The sequence below is a fragment of the Pseudomonas sp. 18058 genome (assembly GCF_902706155.1).
Taxonomy (GTDB): Bacteria; Pseudomonadota; Gammaproteobacteria; order Pseudomonadales; family Pseudomonadaceae; genus Aquipseudomonas; species Aquipseudomonas rustica.
Genome location: NZ_CACSJY010000023.1, coordinates 67,731 through 93,078, shown reverse-complemented (window position 1 = coordinate 93,078; position 25,348 = coordinate 67,731). Strand labels below are relative to the sequence as shown.

The following is a 25,348-nucleotide window of genomic DNA, read 5'->3' as shown; positions in this document are numbered from 1 at the left end:
ACGCTGCGATCTTTTGATCTTGTGTTTAAAAATCAATCAAGATCAAAAGATCGCAGCGTGCCGCAGCTCCTACAGGGGGCAGCCCAGGGTTAGCGAACCCAGCGCTCGCGGCGCCAGATCTGCTGTTCGGACTTGGTCTGGAACGTCCACGCCACGAAACGGCTCTGCTTCTGGCCCTGCGACATCTCCACGACCTGGCTTTCCAGCACGCCGGCCTTTTTCAGCGCGGTTTCGATGGCTGGCAGGTTCGACGCCTTCGACACCAAGGTGCTGAACCACAGCACTTTGTGCTGGAAATTCGCGCTCTCGGCGATCAGTTGCGTCACGAAACGCGCTTCGCCGCCTTCACACCACAGCTCGGCCGACTGGCCACCGAAGTTCAGCACCGGCAGTTTGCGTTTCGGATCGGCCTTGCCCAGGGCGCGCCATTTGCGCTCGCTGCCCTTGGTCGCTTCGTCCATCGAGGCGTGGAACGGCGGGTTGCACATGGTCAGGTCAAAGCGCTCGCCCGGCTCAAGCAGGCCGATCAGGATGTGCTTGCGGTTTTCCTGCAGGCGCAACTGGATCACCTTGTTCAAGTCGTTGGACTGAACAATAGCTTTGGCGGCAGCCACCGCCGTCGGGTCGATTTCAGAACCGAGGAAGTGCCAGCGGTATTCGCTGTTGCCGATCAGCGGGTACACGCAGTTGGCGCCCATGCCGATGTCCAGCACGTTGACGATTGCGCCGCGCGGCACCTTACCGTCGTTCATGCTCGCCAGCAGGTCAGCGAGGAAGTGCACGTAATCGGCACGGCCCGGCACAGGCGGGCAGAGGTAATCTGCCGGGATGTCCCAATGCTGGATGCCATAAAACGACTTGAGCAGCGCCCGGTTGAACACGCGCACCGCGTCGGGGCTGGCGAAGTCGATGCTTTCCTTGCCGTACGGGTTGATGATCACGAACTTCGCCAGTTCCGGCGTGGTCTTGATCAGCGCCGGGAAGTCGTAACGACCCTGATGGCGATTGCGCGGGTGCAGGCTGGCCTTTTCACGCGGCTCGACGGTCTTGGCCGGGGTCGCGGAGTCGGGCTTTTTGCGCGCAGGTTTGGGTGTGCGGGGGGCGTTCATGGGCGTGGTCGATTCGGGTATGGCTGAAAGTGGCGGGTATTGTCCCACATTGACGAGCTATGCGCCGATCCCATGTAGGAGCTGCCGCAGGCTGCGATCTTTTGATGTTGATTTTTAGAAGCAAGATCAAAAGATCGCAGCCTGCGGCAGCTCCTACAGGGGAAATGTGGTGGGCATAAAAAAGGGAGGCCACTTGGGCCTCCCTTTTTCAATGCGATTTGCCGTTACAGGCTGGCAATCCGCGCGTGTTGCTCGGCCAGTTTGGCCAGGGCTTGTTCAGCCTCGGCCAGTTTGGCGCGTTCCTTCTCGATGACTTCGGCCGGGGCCTTGTCAACGAATCCGGCGTTGGACAATTTGCCGCCAACACGCTGAACTTCACCCTGCAAACGCAAGATTTCCTTGTCCAGACGCGCCAGCTCGGCGCCCTTGTCGATCAGACCGGCCATCGGCACCAGCACTTCCATCTCGCCAACCAGTGCGGTGGCGGACAACGGTGCTTCTTCGCCTGCCGCCAGAACGGTGATCGATTCCAGACGCGCCAGTTTCTTCAGCAGCGCTTCGTTCTCGGTCAGACGGCGCTGGTCTTCAGCGCTGACGTTCTTCAGGTAGATCGGCAGTGGCTTGCCCGGGCCGATGTTCATTTCGCCACGGATGTTGCGCGTGCCGAGCATCAGTTCCTTGAGCCACTCGATGTCGTTCTCGGCGGCCGGATCGATGCGCTCTTCGTTGGCCACCGGCCACGGTTGCAGCATGATCGTCTTGCCCTGAATACCGGCCAGCGGCGCGATGCGCTGCCAGATTTCTTCAGTGATGAACGGCATGAACGGATGCGCCAGACGCAGCGCCACTTCCAATACGCGAACCAGCGTACGGCGAGTGCCGCGCTGACGTTCAACCGGCGCATTCTCGTCCCACAGCACTGGCTTGGACAGTTCCAGGTACCAGTCGCAGTACTGGTTCCAGATGAACTCGTACAGCGCTTGCGCCGCCAGGTCGAAACGGAACTGATCGAGTTGACGGGTCACTTCGGCTTCGGTGCGTTGCAGCTGCGAGATGATCCAGCGATCCGCCAGCGACAGCTCGTAGGCTTCGCCGTTCTGGCCGCAATCTTCGCCCTTGTCCAGAACGTAACGCGCGGCGTTCCAGATCTTGTTGCAGAAGTTGCGATAGCCTTCAACGCGGCCCATGTCGAACTTGATGTCGCGACCGGTCGAAGCCAGCGAGCAGAAGGTGAAGCGCAGGGCGTCGGTGCCGTAGCTGGCGATGCCGTCGGCGAACTCGTCGCGGGTCTGCTTCTCGATCTTCTTCGCCAGTTTCGGCTGCATCATGCCGGAGGTGCGCTTCTGCACCAGGTCTTCCAGCTCGATACCGTCGATGATGTCCAGCGGGTCAAGGACGTTGCCCTTGGACTTGGACATCTTCTGGCCCTGACCATCACGCACCAGACCGTGTACATAAACGGTCTTGAACGGTACCTGCGGCGTGCCGTCCTCGTTTTTGATCAGGTGCATGGTCAGCATGATCATCCGGGCAACCCAGAAGAAAATGATGTCGAAGCCCGTCACCAGCACGTCGGTGGAGTGGAATTTCTTCAGGAATTCGGTCTTTTCCGGCCAGCCCAGAGTGGAGAACGTCCACAGACCGGAACTGAACCAGGTGTCGAGTACGTCATTGTCCTGTTGCAGCGCAACGTCCGGGCCGAGGTTGTGCTTGGCACGCACTTCGGCTTCGTCGCGACCGACATAGACTTTGCCCGACTCGTCATACCAGGCCGGAATCCGGTGGCCCCACCACAGCTGACGGCTGATGCACCAATCCTGAATGTCGCGCATCCACGAGAAGTACATGTTTTCGTACTGCTTCGGTACGAACTGGATGCGACCGTCTTCAACGGCAGCAATCGCAGGCTCGGCCAAAGGCTTGGTCGACACGTACCACTGGTCGGTCAGCCACGGCTCGATGATGGTGCCGGAGCGGTCGCCTTTCGGCACTTTCAGGGCGTGGTCGTTGACGCTGACCAACAGGCCGGCGGCGTCGAACGCGGCAACGATCTGCTTGCGCGCTTCGAAACGCTCGAGGCCGGCGTATTCAGTTGGAATTGCGCCGTCGATGCTGTCGTTCAGCGTACCGTCGAGGTTGAACACCTGGGCTGCCGGCAGCACGTTGGCGTTCTTGTCGAAGATGTTCAGCAGCGGCAGATTGTGGCGCTTGCCGACTTCGTAGTCGTTGAAATCGTGGGCCGGGGTGATTTTCACGCAACCGGTGCCGAATTCAGGATCGCAGTAATCGTCGGCGATGATCGGGATGCGGCGGCCAACCAGTGGCAGCTCGACAAACTTGCCGATCAGGGCTTGGTAGCGCTCATCGTTCGGGTTCACTGCAACGGCGGAGTCGCCGAGCATGGTTTCCGGACGGGTGGTCGCGACGATCAGGAAATCGTTGCCATCAGCGGTTTTCGCACCGTCGGCCAGCGGGTACTTCAGGTTCCACAGGAAACCTTTCTCGTCGTGGTTTTCCACTTCGAGGTCGGAAATTGCCGTGTGCAGCTTGGTGTCCCAGTTGACCAGACGCTTGCCGCGATAGATCAGACCGTCTTCGTGCAGACGCACGAACGCTTCTTTAACGGCTTCCGAGAGACCGTCGTCCATGGTGAAGCGCTCGCGGCTCCAGTCCACGGACGAGCCGAGACGGCGGATCTGACGGCTGATGTTGCCGCCGGACTGATCCTTCCATTCCCAGACTTTCTCGAGGAATTTTTCGCGACCCAGATCGTGGCGATTCTGGCCCTGGGCTTCGAGTTGACGCTCCACCAGCATCTGCGTGGCGATACCGGCGTGGTCGGTGCCCGGCTGCCACAGGGTGTTGCGACCCTGCATGCGGCGGAAACGGATCAAGGCGTCCATGATCGCGTTGTTGAAACCGTGACCCATGTGCAGGCTGCCGGTGACGTTCGGCGGCGGGATCATGATGGTGTAGGAGTCGCCCGCGCCTTGCGGGGCGAAGTAGTTCTCGGACTCCCAGGTGTTGTACCAGGAAGTTTCAATGGCGTGCGGCTGGTAGGTCTTATCCATGCGCGGCGGGACCCTATTGGCATTAATTCAGGAAAAGCCGACGAGTATAGCGGGGCATGGGGCCGAGGGCGAGCGGGGCGGATCGAGTGTCTGTCCGTGCGCGCAATGAGTTGTACGCCTATACCCATTGTGACGTTCTGGCCGGCGGTGAATCGCGGGGTTTCTGCCGCGCCTCTTTGACTTCGAGTGACTGAATGAAACTGTCCGAGACTTCACTGAATACCAATACGCCGTCGGTCATGGCCTGTGATGCCCGTGGTCTGTCGGTGCGAGAAGTGCAATATCACCGCCATCCCGATTCGCCAGCGATCACCCACGCACGCATTACCTGTCATCAGTTCGATGCGCGCGGCATCAACGTTCGAAGCGCTGACCCGCGTTTGAATGAGGCAGGGCTGGCCAACTTCATCCATATCACGAGCCTTTCCGGCACTGTGCTGTGCCAGGAAGGCGTCGACAATGGCACTGTCGTGACGCTGAATGACGCGGCTGGCCGGTCGTTCAGGGTGGTGAGCAACATTCACTCCGGTGACGATGGCGCAGACATCAATCGGCATGCCGTGACCCGAATCTTTCAATACGAAAGCAATAATCTGCGAGGACGCCCGGTTAGCCTTGTCGAACAGAGCGCAGAGGGTGTCCGCCGAATCAGCGAGCGCTGGCGATATGCGGGGAACAGTGACTTTGAAGCGTCGCAGAACCTGGCCGGGCAATGGGTGAGCCACTACGACACGGCGGGGCTGGTCAGAGTCGACAGTTTGGCGCTAAGCGGCGTAGCGCTGTCCGTTACTCGTCGTCTGCTGGCGCACGCCGAAAACCCGGACGCCGTTGCCGATTGGCAAGGCGAAGACGCTCAGGCCTGGGATGCCTTGCTGGCGGCCAAGGGCTTCACCCACCAGACCACCACCGATGCGACGGGCGCGGAACAGACCACCACGGACGCTGCGGGCAACCGACAGCGCATGGCATATGACGTGGCCGGTCTGCTTACGAGCCGTTGGCTAACCCTGAAAAATCGGCTCGAGAAAAATATTCTGAAGTCCCTGACTTACTCGGCGGCCGGCCAAACGCTGCGCGAAGAACACGCTAATGGCGTGGTGACTCGTTGGGGATACGAGGAAGAGACGCAACGCTTGCTGGGGATAAATGTACAAAGACCGGTCGGTCACGTGTCCGGGGCGAAAGTCTTGCAAGATCTGAAATATCAATATGACCCGGTCGGTAATGTACTCGGCGTACATAACGATGCAGAAGAAACCCGCTTCTGGCGTAATCAGGAAGTCGTGCCGCAGCACACTTACGTCTATGACAGTCTCTACCAATTGGTCAGCGCCACGGGGCGTGAGATGGCGAATGCCGGCCGGCAGCATAGCTTTCCTGTCGTATCCGGTTTCGACAGTGCCACTTACACGGCTTATACGCGCACTTACAGCTACGACGAGGCGGGCAATCTGACGCGGATTCGCCACTGCGCGCCAGTGTCCGATCACTGCCACACCACAACCGTTACGGTCAGCCACTGCAGCAATCGCGGCGTGACAAGTCTCCTTTGCACTGATCCGCGAGAAGTGGACGGCTGGTTCACCGCAGGCGGCCAGCAAACAATCCTGCAACCCGGTCAACCGCTGGCCTGGACGTCCCGCAACGAAATTCTGAAGGTCACTCCGGTTGAGCGAGGTGGCGCAAAAGATGACGTCGAGAGCTACCGCTATGACGGCGGCAGTCAACGGCTCTTGAAGATCACTACCCAGAACACCATCAGCACCACGCGGGAGCAGCAGGTGATTTACCTGCCCGCGCTGGAGCTAAGGACTATGAAAATCAACGGCACTGAAGTGCAGCGTTTACAGGTCATCAGCGTGGGAGCTAGCGGTCAGTCGTCGGTGCGGGTATTGCACTGGGAGAGCGGAAGACCAGAAGACATCAGTAACGATCAGTTGTGTTACAGCCATGATGATCTGATCGGCAGCAGCGGGCTGGAAGTCGATGCGCAGGGGAAAGTGATCAGCCGCGAAGAATACTTTCCTTACGGCGGTACGGCAGTCTGGACGGCGAGAAATGCAGTGGAGGCGAGTTTCAAAACCGTCAGGTATTCAGGCAAGGAGCGCGATGCAACGGGGCTTTACTACTATGGCTGGCGTTACTACCTGCCATGTATTGGACGCTGGTTGAGTGCTGATCCGGCCGGAGCGATAGACGGGATGAACCTGTATGTCATGGCCGGCAACAACCCGGTTACATTCCGTGACAGTAACGGGTTATCAATACAAGGCCAGGAGGCCAGGCGCCGCGTGGGTGAGTCGTTTGTTCATCCTCGGCATATGCCTGTCTTTGAAAGAATTTCAAAGGTGCAAAATATTGCCCTGAGCGTTCGTGAATCAGGCAGTCACACGATCAATGCGTTGGGTGAAGGCGCGGCCGCCAAAGGGCATGACATTCTTGAGAAAACCATAAAGCAAAGTTCGCTGACGGGCGTTTATGGTGAACAGGCTGGCGCCATGCTTCAGAGGGCCGAGAGCAGTGGGTTTGTCGGGCGAGTGGGCAAGTGGAACAAGGCGGGCCTGCAGGGTGTTTATGCGCGCAATAACGTAAGTTTTGAAGACACGACTTACGACATCAATTTGCAAAGCCCCGTAGAGCACGAACTGGTTGATTCCTGGATCAAGTTCAAGATCGTCACGCCTTATACGGGCGATTACGACATGCATGACATCATTCGTTTCAGCGGCGACGAGGGGTATGTCCCTGAATCGGGAAGTGTCGATGAGACAGAAATAAAGGATCTGATCAATCTTGGCGTTGCGGCATCTGACCCGGCGAGGTCATTCGAAGACGTCTCGATGAATGTTGTTCGTCACGGGCCGCAAGTGAACTTCGTTTCTTATATGTGGAAAAACGAGTTTGAAAAAGTCCAGGCCGACAATGGTTATCTCGCTGCAGTGGCGCGGCCAGGCCCGTTTCCGATAGCGATGGTGCACCAGGGGCGGTGGAGCATTCTGGAGAATAGCCATGAGCTGTTCGAGTTCTACGGCTCTACCAATACCGTTGTTCCGGAACACTGGGCGCAAGAATTTGTGGGGCGAGGAGGGGCAATGGTCGCCACTCCCCGGCACGCGAAAATTCTGGATAAGTTCCGCAGGGCAAATACGGTCTGAAAGCTTATTCGTATTGGCTGAGCAGCCTTTCCATCCGCGCATCGAGGCGCCGTTTGATTTCGGTTTCGATGTGCGGCGCGAAGTCGTCGATCACGTCTTGCATGATCAATTGCGCGGCGGCGCGCAGTTCGCTGTCGAGGTGGAGCAGGGCGTCCGGGCCTTTATTCACCGGTGTCGCAGGTTGCGCGGCCGGCGCCGGCGCCGGCGTTGGCGCAGGTTGCGGTTCGACGGCTTGCAGTTCATTGCCAACCGCTTCGAACAACATCGGAATTTGTTCCTGTTCACCTTCATCGACCGTATCGGTCAACAGCGGTGGTTGCAGGTTGTCGTCGCCGAGCAACTGACGGATCGATTCGAGATCGTCCAGCAGGTGTGTCGGCTTTTGCTGCGGTTTCGGAGTGTCCATTGGAATGCTCAGAGTCGCTGTAAACGGTGATCTTGCAGAGGATAGCCCTGTTCGCGGTAGAAGCGAAAACTCTCCCGCGCCGCGGCACGAATCGTCGGGTCTTCGACCACCACTTCCGCCACCCGGGCGAACTTGTTGGCGAAGGCCGGGACTTTCAGGTCGAGGTTGACCAGCAAATCCTGATGCTGACCGCAGTCATCACCCACACCCAGCACGATCAAACCGTCCGGTTCGCTGTCGGCAGGGCCATGCGGCACGAAGCTTTCGCCCTTGAACGCCCACAGGCGCGCATCGAGATCGTCACGCTGGGCGGCATCGCTGCAATGCAGATAGATGCGGTGGCCCATGCGCCAGGCTTTCTCGGTGAGCTTGCAGGCGAAGTCCAGGCGAGCCGAAGGGTCGGCGCTGGGCAGAATGTAAAAATCGACTTTGGTCATTGCGGTTCCAGAGCGGCAAGCGGCGTCACCCGAGAGTGACGCCGCCGCCCATCAGCGGGTTCAGGCTTTGGCGCGATCCAGCAGGTACTGGGTCAGCAGTGGCACCGGACGGCCAGTGGCGCCCTTGTCCTTGCCGCCGCTGGTCCATGCGGTGCCCGCGATGTCCAGGTGCGCCCAGTTGAGGTTCTTGGTGAAGCGCGACAGGAAGCACGCGGCGGTGATGGTGCCGGCTTTCGGGCCGCCAATGTTGGCGATGTCGGCGAACGGGCTGTCCAGTTGCTCCTGGTACTCGTCGAACAGCGGCAGTTGCCAGGCGCGGTCGTCAGCAGCCTGGCCAGCGCTGAGCAGTTGGCCGATCAGTTCGTCGTTGTTGCCCAGCAGACCCGAGGTGTGCGCACCCAGTGCGACGACGCAAGCACCGGTCAGGGTGGCGATGTCGATCACCGCTTGTGGCTTGAAGCGCTCGGAGTAGGTCAGCGCATCGCACAGCACCAGACGGCCTTCGGCGTCGGTGTTGAGGATTTCCACGGTCTGGCCGCTCATGGTGGTGACGATGTCGCCTGGACGGGTCGCGTTGCCGCTCGGCATGTTTTCCGCGCAAGCGAGGATGCACACCAGGTTGATCGGCAGTTTCAGCTCAAGCACGGCGCGCAAGGTACCGAACACCGAGGCAGCGCCGCCCATGTCGTACTTCATTTCGTCCATGCCGGCGCCCGGCTTCAGGCTGATGCCGCCGGTGTCGAAAGTGATGCCTTTGCCGACCAGTGCGTACGGCTTCTCGGATTTCTTGCCGCCGTTGTATTGCATGACGATCAGACGTGGCGGTTGCTCGCTGCCTTGGCCGACGGCGTAGAACGAACCCATGCCCAAAGACTTGATCTTCTTCTCGTCGAGGACTTCGACTTTCAGATCCTTGAATTCTTTGCCCAGGTTTTTGGCTTGTTCGCCAAGGAAGGTCGGGTGGCAGATGTTCGGTGGCAGATTGCCCAGATCACGGGTGAAGGCCATGCCGTTGGCGATCGCGGTGGCGTGATTCACGGCGCGCTGCACTTCAGCCTGGGCAGCCTTGATGGTCAGCAGGGTGATTTTTTTCAGTGCGCGCGGTTCGGCTTTCTGGCTCTTGAACTGGTCGAAAGTGTATTCACCGTCCACCAGGGTTTCCGCCAGCAGACGGGTTTTGCCGTAGCTGTCGCGGTTTTTAACAATAACTTCATCCAGCGCCAGCACGGCGTCGCTGCCGTTCAGGCCTTTCAGAGTATTGAGGATACCGGCAACGATTTTGCGGAACGGACGGTCGCCCAGTTCTTCATCCTTGCCCACGCCAACCAACAGCACGCGCTCGGCTTTGAGGTTAGGCAGGCTGTGCAGCAGCAGGCTTTGACCGACTTTTCCGGCCAGATCGCCACGCTTGAGGACGGCGCTGATCGCGCCACCGCTCAGTTCGTCGACCTGTTTGGCGGCGGCGCCGAGTTTGCGGCCTTCGCCGACGGCAACCACCAGGGTGGCGGTTTTCAACGTTTCTGGGCTAACGCTTTTTACAACCAGTTCCATGTCCGGATCCCTGAATGAATGGTCAACACGCAGGCGTTCGACGGTGTCCGCAGTCGCCTGCTTATAAATAGAAGAGGCGCAGGCCAAAGCCTGCGACAAGGGCCGCAGTTTGAACCTCGCTCCCCGCGCCTGACAACCCTCGGTTGTACGATCTGCAACGGATTACAGACATGGATGAGTGTGCGCAGTGACAGGCGCCCCCAATCACAGGATAATGCCGCATCTTTTTCCGACGGCTCTGCGTTGCGGGCCGGTCGGTGTGTTTGCTTGTTTGGCCGCCTTAGCCTGACAACCCTGGAGTGTCTGGTTTGATCGTCTTCCGTTATCTGTCCCGCGAAGTCCTGCTGACCCTCAGCGCCGTGAGTGCCGTGCTGCTGGTCATCATCATGAGCGGTCGCTTCATCAAATATCTGGCTCAGGCCGCTGCCGGCCAGCTCGATCCGGGCTCGTTGTTCCTGATCATGGGCTTTCGTTTGCCGGGGTTCTTGCAACTGATTCTGCCGCTGGGCCTGTTCCTCGGGATCCTGCTGGCCTACGGTCGCCTGTACCTCGAAAGCGAAATGACCGTGCTCTCGGCCACCGGCATGAGCCAGCAGAAGCTGTTTCGCATGACCTTGTTCCCGGCGACCCTGGTGGCGCTGGTGGTGGCATGGCTGAGCCTGGGCCTCGCACCACAAGGTGCCAACCAGTTCCAGTTGCTGCTGAACAAGCAGGATGCGCTGACCGAGTTCGACACCCTTGAGCCGGGTCGCTTCCAGGCGCTGCGCGACGGTACGCGGGTGACGTACACCGAAACCCTGACCGACGACCGGATCAATCTGGGCGGCGTGTTCATTTCGCAGAAAAACCTCGGTGCCGACAAGAAAGATCGCGGGATTTCCATTCTGGTGGCCGAGTCGGGTCTTCAGGAAAGTCGCAAGGACGGCACTCGCTACCTGATCCTCAAAAACGGTTACCGCTATGACGGCAGCCCGGGTCAGGCGGATTATCGTGCGGTGCATTACGAAACCTACGGTGTGCAGTTGCCCAAGCCGGAAGTCAGTGAAGAAGTCACCGACCGTGACGCCATGCCGACCTCAGCCTTGCTTGGAAGTGATGACATCCGCTCCAAAACCGAACTGCAATGGCGTCTTTCCCTGCCGCTGCTGGTGTTTATCGTGACCCTGATGGCGGTGCCGCTGTCGCGGGTCAATCCGCGTCAAGGGCGTTTCCTCAAGCTGCTGCCGGCGATTCTTCTTTATATGGCTTACCTGACCATCCTGATTGCCGCCCGTGGCGCCCTCGAAAAAGGCAAGATCCCGCCGACCCTCGGGTTGTGGTGGGTGCACGCGATCTTCCTGTTTATCGGTCTCGGCCTGCTTTATTGGGAGCCTTTGCGCCTGAAGATGGCCAGCCGTCGCAGCGCTGCGCTGGAGGTGGCTCGTGGTTAAACTCGACCGCTACATCGGCAGCAGCGTGTTCATGGCGATCATCGCTGTGCTGGCGATCATTCTGGGTCTGGCGACGTTGTTCGCTTTTATCGATGAAATGAGCGACGTCAGCGACACCTACACACTGATGGATGTGCTGAGCTTCGTGATGCTCACCGCGCCGCGCCGTCTCTACGAAATGCTGCCGATGGCCGCGCTGATTGGCTGTCTGATCGGTCTCGGCAGTCTGGCCAGCAGCAGCGAACTGACGGTCATGCGCGCCGCTGGTGTATCGATCGGGCGCATCGTCTGGGCAGTGATGAAACCGATGCTGGTACTGATGCTGGCCGGTTTGCTGATCGGCGAATACGTCGCGCCAGCCACCGAAAGCATGGCTCAGGCCAATCGCTCGCTGGCCCAGGGCAGCGGCGATGCGCAAAGTGCCAAACACGGTATGTGGCACCGTCAGGGTGAAGAGTTCATCCACATCAACGCCGTTCAACCCAACGGTTTGCTGTACGGCGTGACGCGTTATCACTTCGACAAAGAGCGTCATCTGCTGAGTTCGAGCTTCGCCAAAAAAGCCGAATTCGACAAGGATCACTGGCAGCTTAGCGGTGTCACCACCACGGTTTTCCATGAGCGCAGAACCGAAGTGGTCAACGTGCCGGCCGAGCGTTGGGACGTGTCCCTGAGCCCGCAGTTGCTCAGCACGGTGGTGATGGCGCCGGAATCGCTGTCGATCAGCGGTCTGTGGGGTTACATCCACTATCTTTCTGAACAAGGCCTGAGCAACGGCCGTTATTGGCTGGCGTTTTGGGTCAAGGTGTTGCAGCCGCTGGTGACTGCTGCGTTGGTGTTGATGGCGATCTCGTTCATCTTCGGCCCGCTGCGTTCCGTGACCCTCGGTCAGCGTGTGTTCACCGGTGTGCTGGTCGGCTTCACCTTCCGCATCGTCCAGGATTTGCTCGGCCCTTCGAGCCTGGTGTTCGGTTTCTCGCCGCTGTTTGCGGTGCTGGTGCCGGCCGGCGTGTGTGCGCTGCTCGGTGTCTGGCTGCTGAGACGGGCGGGTTGATGCCGCCGGTTTTGCCAGTGTTTTAACCTCGAAAACGCCTCGGTCGACAGATCGGGGCGTTTTTGCATGCAATCCGGGTGACAGGTGAACGTGACGCTTGCGCCGTGTATCAGGTACAATTCCCGGCTATTTTTCGGCGGGCTATGCCTGCAGCCTTTTTGAGTGTTGATCCGTGAGTGATTTGAGTCATATCCGCAATTTCTCCATCATCGCCCACATTGACCATGGCAAGTCGACGCTGGCCGATCGCTTCATCCAGATGTGCGGCGGCCTGGCCGAGCGTGAAATGGAAGCCCAGGTACTGGATTCCATGGATCTGGAACGTGAACGCGGGATCACCATCAAGGCCCACAGCGTCACCCTGTATTACACCGCCAAAGACGGTATCAAGTACCAGCTGAACTTCATTGACACCCCGGGCCACGTCGACTTCACCTACGAAGTCAGCCGTTCCCTGGCCGCGTGTGAAGGTGCACTGCTGGTGGTCGACGCCGGTCAAGGCGTTGAAGCCCAGTCCGTGGCCAACTGCTACACCGCGATCGAGCAGGGCCTTGAGGTCATGCCGGTATTGAACAAGATCGACCTGCCACAGGCTGATCCTGATCGCGTCAAAGACGAAATCGAGAAGATCATCGGCATCGATGCCACCGACGCCGTCACCTGCAGCGCCAAAACCGGCCTGGGGGTCGACGAAGTGCTCGAGCGTCTGGTGCACACCATTCCTGCGCCGACCGGCAACATCGAAGATCCGCTGCAAGCGTTGATCATCGACTCCTGGTTCGACAACTACCTGGGCGTTGTCTCCCTGGTGCGTGTGCGTCATGGCCGCGTGAAGAAGGGCGACAAGATCCTCGTCAAGTCCACCGGCAAGATCCATCTGGTCGACAGCGTTGGCGTGTTCAACCCGAAGCACACCGCTACTGCTGACCTGAAGGCCGGCGAAGTGGGCTTCATCATCGCCAGCATCAAAGACATTCACGGTGCACCGGTCGGTGACACCCTGACCCTGAGTTCGACCCCGGACGTTGAAGTGCTGCCTGGCTTCAAACGCATCCAGCCGCAGGTTTACGCCGGTCTGTTCCCGGTCAGCTCCGACGACTTCGAGGATTTCCGCGAAGCATTGCAGAAGCTGACCCTCAACGACTCGTCGCTGCAATACACCCCGGAAAGCTCCGACGCACTGGGCTTCGGCTTCCGTTGCGGCTTCCTCGGCATGCTGCACATGGAAATCATCCAGGAGCGCCTCGAGCGCGAGTACGACCTGGACCTGATCACCACCGCGCCAACGGTAATTTTCGAACTGGTTTTGAAGACCGGTGAAACAATTTACGTCGACAACCCATCCAAGCTTCCGGATGTGTCGTCGATCGAAGACATGCGCGAGCCAATCGTGCGCGCCAATATCCTGGTGCCGCAGGAGCACTTGGGTAACGTCATCACCCTGTGCATCGAGAAACGTGGCGTACAAGTCGACATGCTGTTCCTCGGCAATCAGGTGCAGGTCACTTACGACTTGCCGATGAACGAAGTGGTACTCGACTTCTTCGACCGTCTCAAATCCACCAGCCGCGGCTATGCTTCGCTGGATTACCATTTCGATCGTTACCAATCGGCTAATCTGGTGAAACTGGACGTGCTGATCAACGGCGACAAGGTCGACGCTTTGGCGCTGATCGTGCACCGTGACAACTCGCACTACAAAGGTCGCCAGTTGACCGAGAAGATGAAAGAACTGATTCCTCGTCAGATGTTCGACGTGGCGATCCAGGCCGCCATTGGCGGTCAGATCGTGGCACGGACAACCGTCAAGGCGCTCAGAAAGAACGTATTGGCCAAGTGCTACGGCGGTGACGTTAGCCGTAAGAAAAAACTGCTTGAAAAGCAGAAGGCCGGTAAAAAACGCATGAAGCAGGTCGGCAACGTGGAAATTCCACAAGAAGCCTTCCTTGCAGTGCTCAGGTTGGATAGTTAGGTCCTATGTCACTAAATTTCCCGCTGTTGCTGGTCATCGCCGTGTTCGTCTGCGGCCTGTTGGCGTTGCTTGATCTGTTGATCCTTGCACCGCGTCGGCGTGCCGCCATTGCCTCTTATCAGGGCAGTGTCGGTCAGCCAGATGTCGTGGTGGTCGAGAAACTCAACAAAGAGCCGCTGCTGGTTGAATACGGCAAGTCGTTCTTCCCGGTGTTGTTCATCGTGCTGGTGCTGCGTTCGTTCCTCGTGGAACCGTTCCAGATCCCGTCCGGTTCGATGAAGCCAACCCTGGACGTCGGCGACTTCATTCTGGTGAACAAGTTTTCTTACGGGATCCGCCTGCCGGTGATCGACAAGAAAATCATCGAAGTCGGTGACCCACAGCGTGGCGATGTCATGGTGTTCCGCTACCCGAGCGACCCGAACGTCAACTACATCAAGCGTGTAGTTGGTCTGCCGGGCGACACGATTCGCTACACCGCTGACAAGCATCTATTCGTCAACGGCGAGTCGATTGCCGAGCAGATGATCGGCTCCGAGCCGGGCACCCTGGGCAGTGCAGAGCTCTATAAGGAAAAACTCGGCGCTGCCGAGCACCTGATCCGCAAGGAAATGAGCCGCTACCGCGCCACCCCGGATCGTTCGTGGACAGTGCCTGCCGGGCACTACTTCATGATGGGCGACAACCGCGACAACTCGAACGACAGTCGCTACTGGGATGATCCAAAGATTCCCAAGGATCTGCTGGGCATGGTTCCCGACCAGAATATCGTCGGCAAGGCCTTCGCGGTCTGGATGAGCTGGCCGGAACCGAAACTCAGTCACCTGCCGAATTTCTCGCGGGTTGGCCTGATCAAGTAATCACACACGGCGCTGTTGAACACAGCGCCGAATGCATTTCTGGCGTCGACACAATCGGCTCCGGGGCATGAAGCCAACGATATTCAGGATGTAATTTTTGAACACAGCGTTAATTGTCCCAGGCCCGCGCCGTACCCCGGCGATGGCGGTGGAATCCAGCTTTGAACACAGCGTGGGTAAACCGTGAGCGCCTCATTAAGCCGTCTCGAGCGACAGCTCGGTTACACCTTCAAGGATCAGGAGCTGATGCTGCTGGCCCTCACGCACCGCAGTTTTGCCGGGCGCAACAACGAACGCCTGGAATTCCTCGGCGATGCCATCCTCAACTTCGTCGCTGGCGAGGCGCTGTTCGATCGCTTCCCGCTGGCCCGCGAAGGCCAATTGTCGCGTTTGCGCGCACGTCTGGTAAAAGGTGAGACGCTGGCCGTACTGGCGCGCGGTTTCGACCTTGGCGACTACTTGCGACTGGGTTCCGGTGAACTGAAGAGCGGCGGTTTCCGTCGCGAATCGATTCTGGCCGATGCCCTCGAAGCCTTGATCGGCGCGATCTACCTCGATGCCGGCATGGACATGGCGCGCGAACGCGTCCTGGCCTGGCTCGCTGGCGAGTTCGAAGGTCTGACGCTGGTCGACACCAACAAGGATCCGAAAACCCGCCTGCAGGAACACCTGCAATCGCGCGGTTGCGATCTGCCACGCTATGAAGTGGTGGATATCCAGGGCGAGCCGCACTGCCGAACCTTCTTCGTCGAGTGCGAAGTTGTCTTACTGAATGAAAAAAGCCGAGGTCAGGGTGTCAGCCGTCGTATTGCCGAACAGGTAGCGGCCGCTGCAGCACTGATTGCCCTGGGCGTGGAGAATGGCAATGACTGATACAAACGCAACTCGCTGTGGCTATGTTGCCATCGTCGGCCGTCCCAACGTCGGTAAGTCGACGCTGCTGAACCACATCCTCGGCCAGAAGCTCGCGATCACTTCGCGCAAGCCGCAGACCACTCGCCACAACATGCTCGGGATCAAAACCGAGGGTGACGTGCAAGCGATCTACGTCGACACCCCGGGCATGCACAAGGGTGGCGAAAAGGCCCTGAACCGTTACATGAACAAAACCGCTTCGGCCGCGTTGAAAGACGTCGACGTGGTGATCTTCGTCGTTGACCGCACCAAGTGGACCGATGAAGACCAGATGGTGCTGGAGCGCGTGCAGTACGTGACCGGCCCGCTGATCGTCGCGCTGAACAAGACCGATCGCATCGAAGACAAAGCCGAGCTGATGCCGCACCTGAGCTGGTTGCAGGAACAACTGCCGAACGCGCAGATCATTCCGATTTCCGCACAGCACGGGCACAACCTCGACGCACTGGAAAAAGTCATCGCCGATCACCTGCCGGAGAACGATCACTTCTTCCCGGAAGACCAGATCACCGACCGCAGCAGCCGTTTCCTCGCCGCCGAACTGGTGCGCGAGAAAATCATGCGCCAGATGGGCGCCGAGCTGCCGTACCAGATCACCGTCGAGATCGAAGAGTTCAAGCAGCAGGGCAAAACCCTGCACATCCACGCCTTGATCCTCGTTGAGCGTGACGGTCAGAAGAAGATCATCATTGGCGACAAGGGCGAGCGCATCAAACGCATCGGCACCGAAGCGCGCAAGGACATGGAGCTGCTGTTCGACTCCAAGATCATGCTCAACCTGTGGGTGAAGGTGAAGGGTGGCTGGTCCGACGACGAGCGTGCACTGCGTTCGCTGGGTTACGGCGACCTGTAACAGTCCCGGTTTTCTGATACACCAGAGAACCCCTGTGGGAGCGGGCTTGCTCGCGAAGGCGGAGTGTCAGTCGATACATTTTTCGACTGATTCACCGCTTTCGCGAGCAAGCCCGCTCCCACATTTGGTTTATGTTGATTTCAAGACTGCGTTTCTTCATCGAGAACTCAATGTCGCAAACCCCACCTCCCGCCCAACCCGCCTACGTCCTGCACTCTCGCGCCTATCGCGAAACCAGTGCCTTGGTGGATTTCCTCACGCCGCAAGGTCGGCTGCGGGCGGTGTTGCGCAGTGCGCGGGGCAAGGCCGGGACGTTGGCGCGGCCGTTCGTCTCGCTGGAAGTCGAGTTCCGTGGCAAGGGCGAGCTGAAGAATGTCGGGCGCATGGAAAGTGCCGGCACCTCGGCGTGGCTCAATGGTGAGGCGCTGTTCAGCGGACTCTATCTCAATGAACTGCTGATCCGTTTGCTCCCTGCTGAGGATCCACACCCCGGTGTATTCGATCACTACGCCGCGACCTTGCTGGCATTGGCTGAGGGCCGTCCGCTGGAGCCGCTGCTGCGTTCCTTCGAATGGCGTTTGCTGGACGATCTCGGTTATGGCTTCTCGCTGAACACCGATATCCACGGCGAACCGATAGCCGAAGACGGCCTCTATCGCCTGCAAGTGGATGCCGGCCTGGAGCGCGTTTTTCTGCTGCAACCCGGCCTGTTCAACGGCGTCGAATTGCTCGCCATGGCCGAAGCCGACTGGACTGCACCGGGCGCACTCTCCGCAGCCAAGCGCCTGATGCGCCAAGCCCTCGCCGTTCACTTGGGCGGCCGTCCTCTCGTCAGTCGCGAGCTGTTTCGCAAACCCTAAGGGTCTGTTTACGTCTGGACGCGGCGCAACGGGCGCTGGCTGCGCGCAGGGCCGCGTTGCTCGGAACTCATTTGGCGCAACCAAACTTCGTTCCTCGCGCCTTGCCCTGCACTCAGCCAGCATCCCGTTGCCGCCGCGCCCAGACGTAAACAGACCCTTCACCGTGTATGCTGTGCGCCGAATCTTTTTCTTCAGGAGCGCGCACCCGTGACCACCAGCAATCGCATTCTTCTTGGCGTGAACATCGACCACGTCGCCACCCTGCGTCAGGCCCGTGGTACGCGCTACCCGGATCCGGTCAAGGCTGCGCTGGACGCGGAAGAGGCGGGCGCTGATGGCATCACTGTTCACCTGCGTGAAGACCGCCGGCACATTCAGGAGCGCGACGTACTGCTGCTCAAGGATGTGCTGCAAACCCGCATGAACTTCGAAATGGGCATCACCGAAGAAATGATGGCGTTCGCTGAGCGCATTCGTCCGGCGCACATCTGCCTGGTGCCGGAAACCCGTCAGGAACTGACCACCGAGGGCGGTCTGGATGTCGCGGGGCAGGAAGAACGGATCAAGGCTGCGGTTGAGCGTCTGTCGAAGATTGGCAGCGAAGTGTCGCTGTTCATCGATGCTGATGAGCGGCAGATTGCAGCGTCGAAGCGCGTTGGCGCACCGGCGATCGAACTGCACACCGGGCGTTACGCCGATGCTGAAACGCCGACGGAAGTGGCTGAGGAGCTGAAGCGCGTTGCGGATGGCGTGGCGTTTGGTTTGGCGCAGGGTTTAATCGTCAATGCCGGCCATGGCCTGCATTACCACAACGTTGAGGCGGTGGCGGCGATCAAAGGGATTAACGAGCTGAACATCGGCCATGCGCTGGTGGCGCATGCGTTGTTCGTCGGCTTCAAGTCTGCCGTGTCTGAGATGAAAGCGCTGATTCTGGCTGCTGCTCTCAAGGGCTAAGATCAAAAGATCGCAGCCTTCGGCAGCTCCTACAGGTGTACACATAACCCTGTAGGAGCTGCCGAAGGCTGCGATCTTTTGCTTTTAAAGCGGGGCAGGTTCTTGAGCGGGTTTTGACTTGTCGATGCCAGGCACATGCAGATTGCCCTCAGCCACTTGATCACCCTCAAGCTGCGGCTGTGTCACCCAAGTCAAAATGTCGTAGTAACGACGAATGTTCGCCACGAAATGCACCGGCTCGCCGCCACGGGCGTAGCCATAGCGGGTTTTGCTGTACCACTGTTTCTGCGCCAGACGCGGCAGGATCTTCTTCACGTCCAGCCACTTGTCCGGGTTCAAACCTTCTTTGGCGGTCAGTTTGCGCGCGTCATCGAGGTGGCCGCTGCCGACGTTGTACGCCGCGAGGGCGAACCACGTGCGATCCGGTTCCTTGATCGAATCGTCGAGCTGATCCTTCATATAAGCCAGGTACTTGGCGCCGCCCATGATGCTCTGCTTCGGATCAAGACGGTTCGACACACCCATCGCCTGCGCGGTGTTTTGCGTCAACATCATCAGCCCGCGCACACCGGTTTTCGAGGTGACCGTCGGTTGCCACAGCGATTCCTGATAACCGATCGCCGCCAGCAGACGCCAGTCGACTTTCTCTTTCTTCGCGTAATTCTTGAAGTGCTGTTCGTACTTCGGCAAGCGCTGCTGCAAGTGCTGGGCGAAGGTGGTCGCGCCCATGTAACCGAGTACGTCAACGTGGCCGTAGTAGCGATCTTTCAAGCGCTGCAGGGTGCCATTCTTTTGCACCTTGTCCAGATACGCGTTGATCTCGTTGAGCAGGCTGTTGTCTTCGCCCGGGGCCACGGCCCAGCTCTGGTTGCTGGCATCGCCAAGGTCGAAGGCGACGCGGATGTTGGTGAAGTACACCTGGTTCATCGCCACTTCGTTGGAATCGACAAGGGTCAGGTCGATCTGGCCTTCATCGACCATGCGCAGCAGATCGACCACTTCAACCGCGTCGGATTCTTCGTATTCAATGCCGGGGAATTTCTTTTTCAGCTCCGCCAGTTGCTCGGCGTGGGTGCTGCCCTTGAGCACCATGATCTTCTTGCCGACCAGATCGCCGGCGTCGGTAGGGCGCGACTGGCCGTTGCGATAAATGATCTGCGGGGTGACTTCTAAATAAGAGTGGGAGAAACGCACCTGTTGCTTGCGATGCTCGCTGCTGACCAGCCCGGCGGCGGCGAGTACCGGGCCGTTGGGTTTGCCGATCTGATTGAAAAGGTCGTCGAGGTTGTCAGCGGTCTCGATCTTCAGCTCGACACCCAAATCGTCGGCGAAACGCTTCACCAGCTCGTATTCGAAGCCGGTTTCACCGCTGCGATCCTGAAAGTAGGTGGCGGGGCTGTTGCGTGTAATCACGCGCAGCACACCATCCTCCTTTATGCGCTCCAGCGTGTTGGGTTTATCAACACAGCCACTGAGCATCAGGAAGAGTCCGGTTGCGATCAGCCATTTGGCGTATCGCGGACGCAAAGCCGTTGGGAAAAACATGTGCGCAGTATACGCAAACGGCCACTGGCGCCATATCTCGACAGTGCAGGATGACTCTGTCAGCCGTCACAAAATCGCACGAAACCCAGCAGGAACGGGGCTTCGCGGGTTTTTGTTACAGTAAAAATAAGCAGGTCTCAAACCGCCGATTTACCTGACTCCGGAGTCGGAAACACAGATTGATACCCGAGTGCAACCGTGCGTAGCGTTTCGGGTGATGTTGAGGGCGGTTTAGGCTAGAATGCACGGCCTCAAAGCACACCCCTTCCCGAGGCTGTCCCGAAGATGTTGATCCTGCGCGGCGCTCCTGCCCTTTCTGCCTTTCGCCACAGCAAACTCCTTGAGCAACTGAGCCAGAAGGTTCCAGCTGTCAGTGGCCTGTATGCTGAATTCGCTCACTTCGCCGAAGTCACCGGCGTCCTGACCGGCGACGAACAGCAGGTGCTAGCGCGCCTTCTGAAGTACGGCCCAAGCGTTCCGGTACAAGAGCCGACCGGTCGTCTGTTTCTGGTGTTGCCGCGTTTCGGCACCATCTCGCCATGGTCGAGCAAGGCCAGCGACATCGCCCGCAATTGCGGCCTGAGCAAGATCCAGCGTCTGGAGCGCGGTATCGCCTTCTACGTTGCCGGTCAGTTCAGCGACGCCGAAGCCCAGCAGATTGCCGACGTGTTGCATGACCGCATGACGCAAATCGTGCTGGCCAACCTCGAACAGGCCGCCGGTCTGTTCAGCCACGCCGAACCGAAGCCGTTGACCGCGATCGACATCCTCGGTGGCGGTCGCGCTGCTCTGGAAAAAGCCAACACCGAACTGGGCTTGGCCCTGGCCGAAGACGAGATCGACTATCTGGTCGACGCCTTCAACGGTTTGAAGCGCAACCCGCACGACATCGAACTGATGATGTTCGCCCAGGCCAACTCCGAACACTGCCGTCACAAGATCTTCAACGCCAGTTGGGATATCGATGGTGAGAACCAGGAAAAAAGCCTGTTCGGCATGATCAAGAACACCTACGTGATGCACAGCGAAGGCGTTCTGTCGGCTTATAAGGACAACGCCTCGGTGATCGTCGGCAACGTCGCCGGCCGTTTCTTCCCGAACCCTGAGACCCGCCAGTACGGCGCGGTGCAGGAGCCGGTGCACATCCTGATGAAGGTTGAAACCCACAACCACCCGACCGCGATTGCCCCGTTCCCGGGTGCATCGACCGGTTCCGGCGGCGAGATCCGTGACGAAGGTGCAACCGGCCGTGGCGCCAAGCCAAAGGCTGGCCTGACCGGTTTCACCGTATCGAACCTGCAGATCCCGGGCTTCGAACAGCCGTGGGAAGTGCCGTACGGCAAGCCTGAGCGCATCGTTACCGCCTTGGACATCATGATCGAAGGCCCGCTCGGCGGCGCCGCGTTCAACAACGAATTCGGTCGTCCGGCCCTGACTGGCTACTTCCGTACCTTCGAACAGTCGATCACCACCCCGCACGGTGACGAAGTTCGTGGTTACCACAAGCCGATCATGTTGGCCGGCGGCATGGGCAACATCCGCGAAGAGCACGTCAAGAAAGGCGAGATCGTCGTGGGCTCCAAGCTGATCGTCCTCGGCGGCCCGGCGATGTTGATCGGTCTGGGTGGCGGCGCGGCTTCCTCGATGGCCACCGGCACCAGCTCGGCGGATCTCGACTTCGCTTCCGTACAGCGTGAAAACCCTGAGATGGAGCGTCGTTGCCAGGAAGTCATCGACCGTTGCTGGCAACTGGGTGACAAGAACCCGATCAGCTTCATCCACGACGTCGGCGCGGGCGGTCTGTCCAACGCCTTCCCGGAACTGGTCAACGACGGCGACCGCGGTGGCCGTTTCGAACTGCGCAACATTCCCAACGACGAGCCGGGCATGGCCCCGCACGAAATCTGGTCCAACGAATCCCAGGAACGTTACGTTCTGGCCGTCGGCCCTGAAGACTTCGCGCGCTTCCAGGCGATTTGCGAACGCGAGCGCTGCCCGTTCGCCGTAGTGGGCGAGGCAACTGCCGAACCGCAACTGACCGTGACCGACAGCCATTTCGGCAACAACCCGGTGGACATGCCACTGGAAGTGTTGCTGGGCAAAGCCCCGCGCATGCACCGCTCGGTGGTTCGCGAAGCTGAAATGGGCGATGACTTCGATCCGTCGAACCTCGACATCACCGAATCCATCGAGCGCGTTCTGCATCACCCGGCCGTGGCGAGCAAAAGCTTCCTGATCACCATCGGCGACCGCACCATCACCGGCCTCGTGGCCCGTGACCAAATGGTCGGCCCATGGCAGGTTCCGGTGGCCGACGTTGCCGTCACCGCCACCAGTTTCGACGTCTACACCGGTGAAGCGATGGCAATGGGCGAGCGCACTCCGCTGGCTCTGCTGGACGCTCCGGCGTCGGGCCGCATGGCCATCGGCGAAACCCTGACCAACATCGCCGCGTCGCGCATCAACAAGATCTCCGACATCAAACTGTCGGCGAACTGGATGTCCGCTGCCGGCCACCCGGGCGAAGACGCGCGTCTTTACGACACCGTGAAAGCGGTCGGTATGGAACTGTGCCCTGAGCTGGGCATCACCATTCCGGTGGGTAAGGACTCGATGTCCATGGCCACCCGTTGGAGCGACAACGGCGAAGAAAAAACCGTGACCTCGCCGATGTCGCTGATCGTGACCGGTTTCGCGCCAGTGGCTGACATCCGTCAGACCCTGACCCCGGAACTGCGTATGGACAAGGGCACCACCGACCTGATCCTGATCGACCTCGGTCGCGGTCAGAACCGTATGGGTGCTTCGATCCTTGCTCAGACCCACGGCAAGCTCGGCAAACACGCGCCGGACGTTGATGACGCTGAAGACCTGAAAGCCTTCTTCGCGGTGATCCAGGGCCTCAACGCCGACGGTCACCTGCTGGCGTACCACGACCGCTCCGACGGTGGTCTGCTGACCTCCGTGGTGGAAATGGCCTTCGCCGGCCACTGCGGTCTGAGCCTGAACCTCGACGGTCTGGCAGAAACCACCGCCGACATCGCCGCCATCCTGTTCAACGAAGAACTGGGTGCAGTGATTCAGGTTCGTCAGGACGCCACGCCAGACATCCTCGCGCAATTCAGCGCCGCCGGTCTGGGCGACTGCGTGTCGGTGATCGGTCAGCCGATCAACAATGGCCAGATCAACATCACCTTCAACGGTGACACCGTGTTCGAAGGCCAGCGTCGTCTGCTGCAACGTACCTGGGCTGAAACCAGCTACCAGATCCAGCGTCTGCGCGACAACGCCGACTGCGCCGAACAAGAGTTCGACGTGCTGCTGGAAGAAGACAACCCGGGCCTGAGCGTCAAGCTGAGCTACGACGTCAACCAGGACATCGCCGCGCCTTACATCAAGAAAGGCATCCGCCCACAGGTTGCCGTGCTGCGTGAGCAGGGCGTCAACGGTCAGGTGGAAATGGCCGCTGCGTTCGACCGCGCCGGTTTCAACGCAATCGACGTACACATGAGCGACATTCTCGCTGGCCGCGTTGATCTGAACGAGTTCAAGGGTCTGGTGGCGTGCGGTGGTTTCTCCTACGGCGACGTTCTCGGCGCCGGCGAAGGCTGGGCCAAGTCGGCACTGTTCAACAGCCGTGCCCGCGATGCGTTCCAGGGGTTCTTCGAGCGTAACGACAGCTTCACCCTCGGTGTGTGCAACGGTTGCCAGATGATGTCCAACCTGCACGAGCTGATCCCGGGCAGCGAATTCTGGCCGCACTTCGTGCGCAACCGCTCCGAGCAGTTCGAAGCGCGCGTGGCGATGGTGCAGATTCAGGAATCGAACTCGATCTTCCTGCAGGGCATGGCCGGTTCGCGTATGCCGATCGCCATCGCTCACGGTGAAGGTCACGCCGAGTTCTCCAGCGAAGAAGCACTGCTGGAAGCCGATCTGTCGGGTTGCGTGGCGATGCGTTTCGTCGACAACCATGGCAAGGTCACCGAGAAGTATCCGGCTAACCCGAACGGTTCGCCGCGCGGGATTACTGGTCTCACCAGCCGTGATGGCCGTGTGACGATCATGATGCCGCACCCGGAGCGTGTGTTCCGTGCCGTGCAGAACTCGTGGCGTTCGGAGGACTGGAACGAGGACGCACCTTGGATGCGTATGTTCCGTAATGCACGCGTCTGGGTTAACTGATCGTCGTGTATAAGCTGGCGTTTTTTGTTCCTGACAGTCATGTCGAGGTGGTCAAAGGGGCTGTGTTCGCTGCCGGTGGTGGGCGGATTGGTGACTATGACCACTGTGCTTGGCAGGTGCTTGGTCTGGGCCAGTTTCGACCTTTGGACGGGAGTCAGCCGTTTATTGGTGAGGCGGGGCAGGTTGAGCGGGTTGAGGAATGGAAGGTTGAGCTTGTGGTGGTGGATGAGTTGATTGTTGCTGTTGTGGCTGCATTGAAGCTTAGTCATCCCTACGAGACGCCGGCTTATGAGGTGTGGCGGCTGGAAGATTTCTGATCTTCCTTGCTGCTGAAACAAGAAACCCGCAGATGAGTGACTGTCTGCGGGTTTTTTGTTGCCCCCGATTTTTTACGCGATGGGGTTCCAATGTGGGAGCGGGCTTGCTCGCGAAGGCGTCGGCTCAGGCAATGATGTTCTGACTGACTGAGTACATATCCATTGCTGTGGTCACGGCTTCTTAGGGTTCCGCCCTTACGGCGGGTCACCTTTTCCAAACGCCGAAAAGGTAACCCAAAAGGCTTGCCCCAACGTTCGGCCCACTCGCTAAGGCTCGGGGTTCCTTCGCTCCGGGATCCATCCGGGCGCATCGCCTCCGGTTTGCTTCGCTGCACCTCCTCTCGATGCATTTGGCTGCGCCAAACGGTCGCTGCGCTCCCACCCCCGGATAAATCCCTCCACTCAGCCTGCCGACGGGGCCTGTGGATCAAGATCAAAAGCTGCAGCCGAGCTTGCGCTCATCCTGTGTAGGAGCTGCCGAAGGCTGCGATCTTTTGATCTTGATTTTGTCGGAGCTGGCCTGCCAGCGAAGGCGACCTGACAACCGCCCTTTGTCTTTTCAGGTGTACCCAATCCAACTGTAGGAGTGAGCCTGCTCGCGATAACAACCTCACAGCAACCAATCACCCGCAGATGTACTCAATCCCTGTGGGAGCCTGGCTTGCCAGCGATGGCGG

General features: G+C 59.3%; 17 protein-coding genes. 11 read left to right on the top strand and 6 right to left on the bottom strand.

The features are described from left to right. Positions 1–89: 89 nt before the first annotated feature. Both rlmF and GVL50_RS14745 read right to left on the bottom strand, forming a co-directional pair. Positions 90–1,109 carry a 23S rRNA (adenine(1618)-N(6))-methyltransferase RlmF gene (gene rlmF, locus GVL50_RS14750; RefSeq protein WP_053117371.1) on the bottom strand — a complete coding sequence of 340 codons (1,020 nt, stop codon included), beginning with the start codon at positions 1,107–1,109 and terminating at the stop codon, positions 90–92. A gap of 224 nt (positions 1,110–1,333) precedes the next feature. Further along, complete coding sequence (locus GVL50_RS14745; RefSeq protein WP_159813870.1) at positions 1,334–4,180, bottom strand: valine--tRNA ligase; 2,847 nt, start codon at positions 4,178–4,180, stop codon at positions 1,334–1,336. 194 nt (positions 4,181–4,374) lie between these two features. Between GVL50_RS14745 and GVL50_RS14740 the strand changes: the two genes are divergently transcribed. Next, positions 4,375–7,335, top strand: a complete 2,961-nt coding sequence (locus tag GVL50_RS14740) for an RHS repeat domain-containing protein (RefSeq protein WP_159813868.1) — start codon at positions 4,375–4,377, stop codon at positions 7,333–7,335. A 4-nt stretch (positions 7,336–7,339) separates the two neighbouring features. Here the strand turns inward: GVL50_RS14740 and GVL50_RS14735 are convergent, their stop codons facing one another. The 3 genes from GVL50_RS14735 to GVL50_RS14725 are packed head-to-tail and all read right to left on the bottom strand — an operon-like array spanning position 7,340 to position 9,729. After that, complete coding sequence (locus tag GVL50_RS14735) at positions 7,340–7,741, bottom strand: DNA polymerase III subunit chi (protein ID WP_159813866.1); 402 nt, start codon at positions 7,739–7,741, stop codon at positions 7,340–7,342. Between the two features lie 8 nt (positions 7,742–7,749). After that, on the bottom strand, positions 7,750–8,178 hold the full coding sequence (locus tag GVL50_RS14730) for a DNA polymerase III subunit chi (protein ID WP_053117380.1): 429 nt from the start codon (positions 8,176–8,178) through the stop codon (positions 7,750–7,752). Positions 8,179–8,238: 60 nt separating this feature from the next. After that, positions 8,239–9,729 (bottom strand): leucyl aminopeptidase, encoded by a 1,491-nt coding sequence (locus GVL50_RS14725; protein ID WP_159813864.1) that lies wholly within the window; start codon positions 9,727–9,729, stop codon positions 8,239–8,241. A 308-nt stretch (positions 9,730–10,037) separates the two neighbouring features. Between GVL50_RS14725 and lptF the strand changes: the two genes are divergently transcribed. The 8 genes from lptF (at position 10,038) to pdxJ (ending at position 18,627) form a co-directional block, all read left to right on the top strand. Beyond that, positions 10,038–11,159 (top strand): LPS export ABC transporter permease LptF, encoded by a 1,122-nt coding sequence (gene lptF / locus GVL50_RS14720; RefSeq protein WP_053117386.1) that lies wholly within the window; start codon positions 10,038–10,040, stop codon positions 11,157–11,159. Continuing rightward, positions 11,152–12,213 carry an LPS export ABC transporter permease LptG gene (gene lptG / locus GVL50_RS14715; protein WP_053117389.1) on the top strand — a complete coding sequence of 354 codons (1,062 nt, stop codon included), beginning with the start codon at positions 11,152–11,154 and terminating at the stop codon, positions 12,211–12,213. The genes lptF and lptG overlap by 8 nt, the downstream gene beginning before the upstream one ends. A 172-nt stretch (positions 12,214–12,385) precedes the next feature. Next, positions 12,386–14,185 carry a translation elongation factor 4 gene (gene lepA, locus GVL50_RS14710; protein ID WP_016986097.1) on the top strand — a complete coding sequence of 600 codons (1,800 nt, stop codon included), beginning with the start codon at positions 12,386–12,388 and terminating at the stop codon, positions 14,183–14,185. Positions 14,186–14,190: 5 nt separating this feature from the next. After that, complete coding sequence (gene lepB / locus GVL50_RS14705; protein WP_053117392.1) at positions 14,191–15,045, top strand: signal peptidase I; 855 nt, start codon at positions 14,191–14,193, stop codon at positions 15,043–15,045. A gap of 183 nt (positions 15,046–15,228) precedes the next feature. Further along, entirely contained in the window at positions 15,229–15,918 is a 690-nt protein-coding gene (gene rnc, locus GVL50_RS14700) for a ribonuclease III (protein ID WP_053117395.1), read from the top strand. Next, on the top strand, positions 15,911–16,813 hold the full coding sequence (gene era, locus GVL50_RS14695) for a GTPase Era (RefSeq protein ID WP_007909024.1): 903 nt from the start codon (positions 15,911–15,913) through the stop codon (positions 16,811–16,813). The genes rnc and era overlap by 8 nt, the downstream gene beginning before the upstream one ends. 170 nt (positions 16,814–16,983) lie before the next feature. Next, on the top strand, positions 16,984–17,673 hold the full coding sequence (gene recO / locus GVL50_RS14690) for a DNA repair protein RecO (protein WP_008083634.1): 690 nt from the start codon (positions 16,984–16,986) through the stop codon (positions 17,671–17,673). Between the two features lie 207 nt (positions 17,674–17,880). Next, positions 17,881–18,627, top strand: a complete 747-nt coding sequence (pdxJ, locus tag GVL50_RS14685; protein WP_053117400.1) for a pyridoxine 5'-phosphate synthase — start codon at positions 17,881–17,883, stop codon at positions 18,625–18,627. Positions 18,628–18,711: 84 nt separating this feature from the next. Here the strand turns inward: pdxJ and mltF are convergent, their stop codons facing one another. Further along, complete coding sequence (gene mltF / locus GVL50_RS14680) at positions 18,712–20,172, bottom strand: membrane-bound lytic murein transglycosylase MltF (RefSeq protein WP_082341386.1); 1,461 nt, start codon at positions 20,170–20,172, stop codon at positions 18,712–18,714. A gap of 285 nt (positions 20,173–20,457) precedes the next feature. On the opposite strand from mltF, the gene purL reads away from it, so the two are divergent. Both purL and GVL50_RS14670 read left to right on the top strand, forming a co-directional pair. Next, on the top strand, positions 20,458–24,354 hold the full coding sequence (gene purL, locus GVL50_RS14675) for a phosphoribosylformylglycinamidine synthase (RefSeq protein ID WP_159813862.1): 3,897 nt from the start codon (positions 20,458–20,460) through the stop codon (positions 24,352–24,354). A gap of 5 nt (positions 24,355–24,359) precedes the next feature. Further along, on the top strand, positions 24,360–24,671 hold the full coding sequence (locus GVL50_RS14670; protein WP_159813860.1) for a YqfO family protein: 312 nt from the start codon (positions 24,360–24,362) through the stop codon (positions 24,669–24,671). Positions 24,672–25,348 lie beyond the last annotated feature (677 nt).

Coding starts and splice junctions, on each gene's coding strand:
- rlmF (WP_053117371.1), bottom strand. CDS start 1,109: ATGAACGCCCCCCGCACACCCAAACCTGCGCGCAAAAAGCCCGACTCC.
- GVL50_RS14745 (WP_159813870.1), bottom strand. CDS start 4,180: ATGGATAAGACCTACCAGCCGCACGCCATTGAAACTTCCTGGTACAAC.
- GVL50_RS14740 (WP_159813868.1), top strand. CDS start 4,375: ATGAAACTGTCCGAGACTTCACTGAATACCAATACGCCGTCGGTCATG.
- GVL50_RS14735 (WP_159813866.1), bottom strand. CDS start 7,741: ATGGACACTCCGAAACCGCAGCAAAAGCCGACACACCTGCTGGACGAT.
- GVL50_RS14730 (WP_053117380.1), bottom strand. CDS start 8,178: ATGACCAAAGTCGATTTTTACATTCTGCCCAGCGCCGACCCTTCGGCT.
- GVL50_RS14725 (WP_159813864.1), bottom strand. CDS start 9,729: ATGGAACTGGTTGTAAAAAGCGTTAGCCCAGAAACGTTGAAAACCGCC.
- lepB (WP_053117392.1), top strand. CDS start 14,191: ATGTCACTAAATTTCCCGCTGTTGCTGGTCATCGCCGTGTTCGTCTGC.
- era (WP_007909024.1), top strand. CDS start 15,911: ATGACTGATACAAACGCAACTCGCTGTGGCTATGTTGCCATCGTCGGC.
- recO (WP_008083634.1), top strand. CDS start 16,984: ATGTCGCAAACCCCACCTCCCGCCCAACCCGCCTACGTCCTGCACTCT.
- mltF (WP_082341386.1), bottom strand. CDS start 20,172: ATGTTTTTCCCAACGGCTTTGCGTCCGCGATACGCCAAATGGCTGATC.
- purL (WP_159813862.1), top strand. CDS start 20,458: ATGTTGATCCTGCGCGGCGCTCCTGCCCTTTCTGCCTTTCGCCACAGC.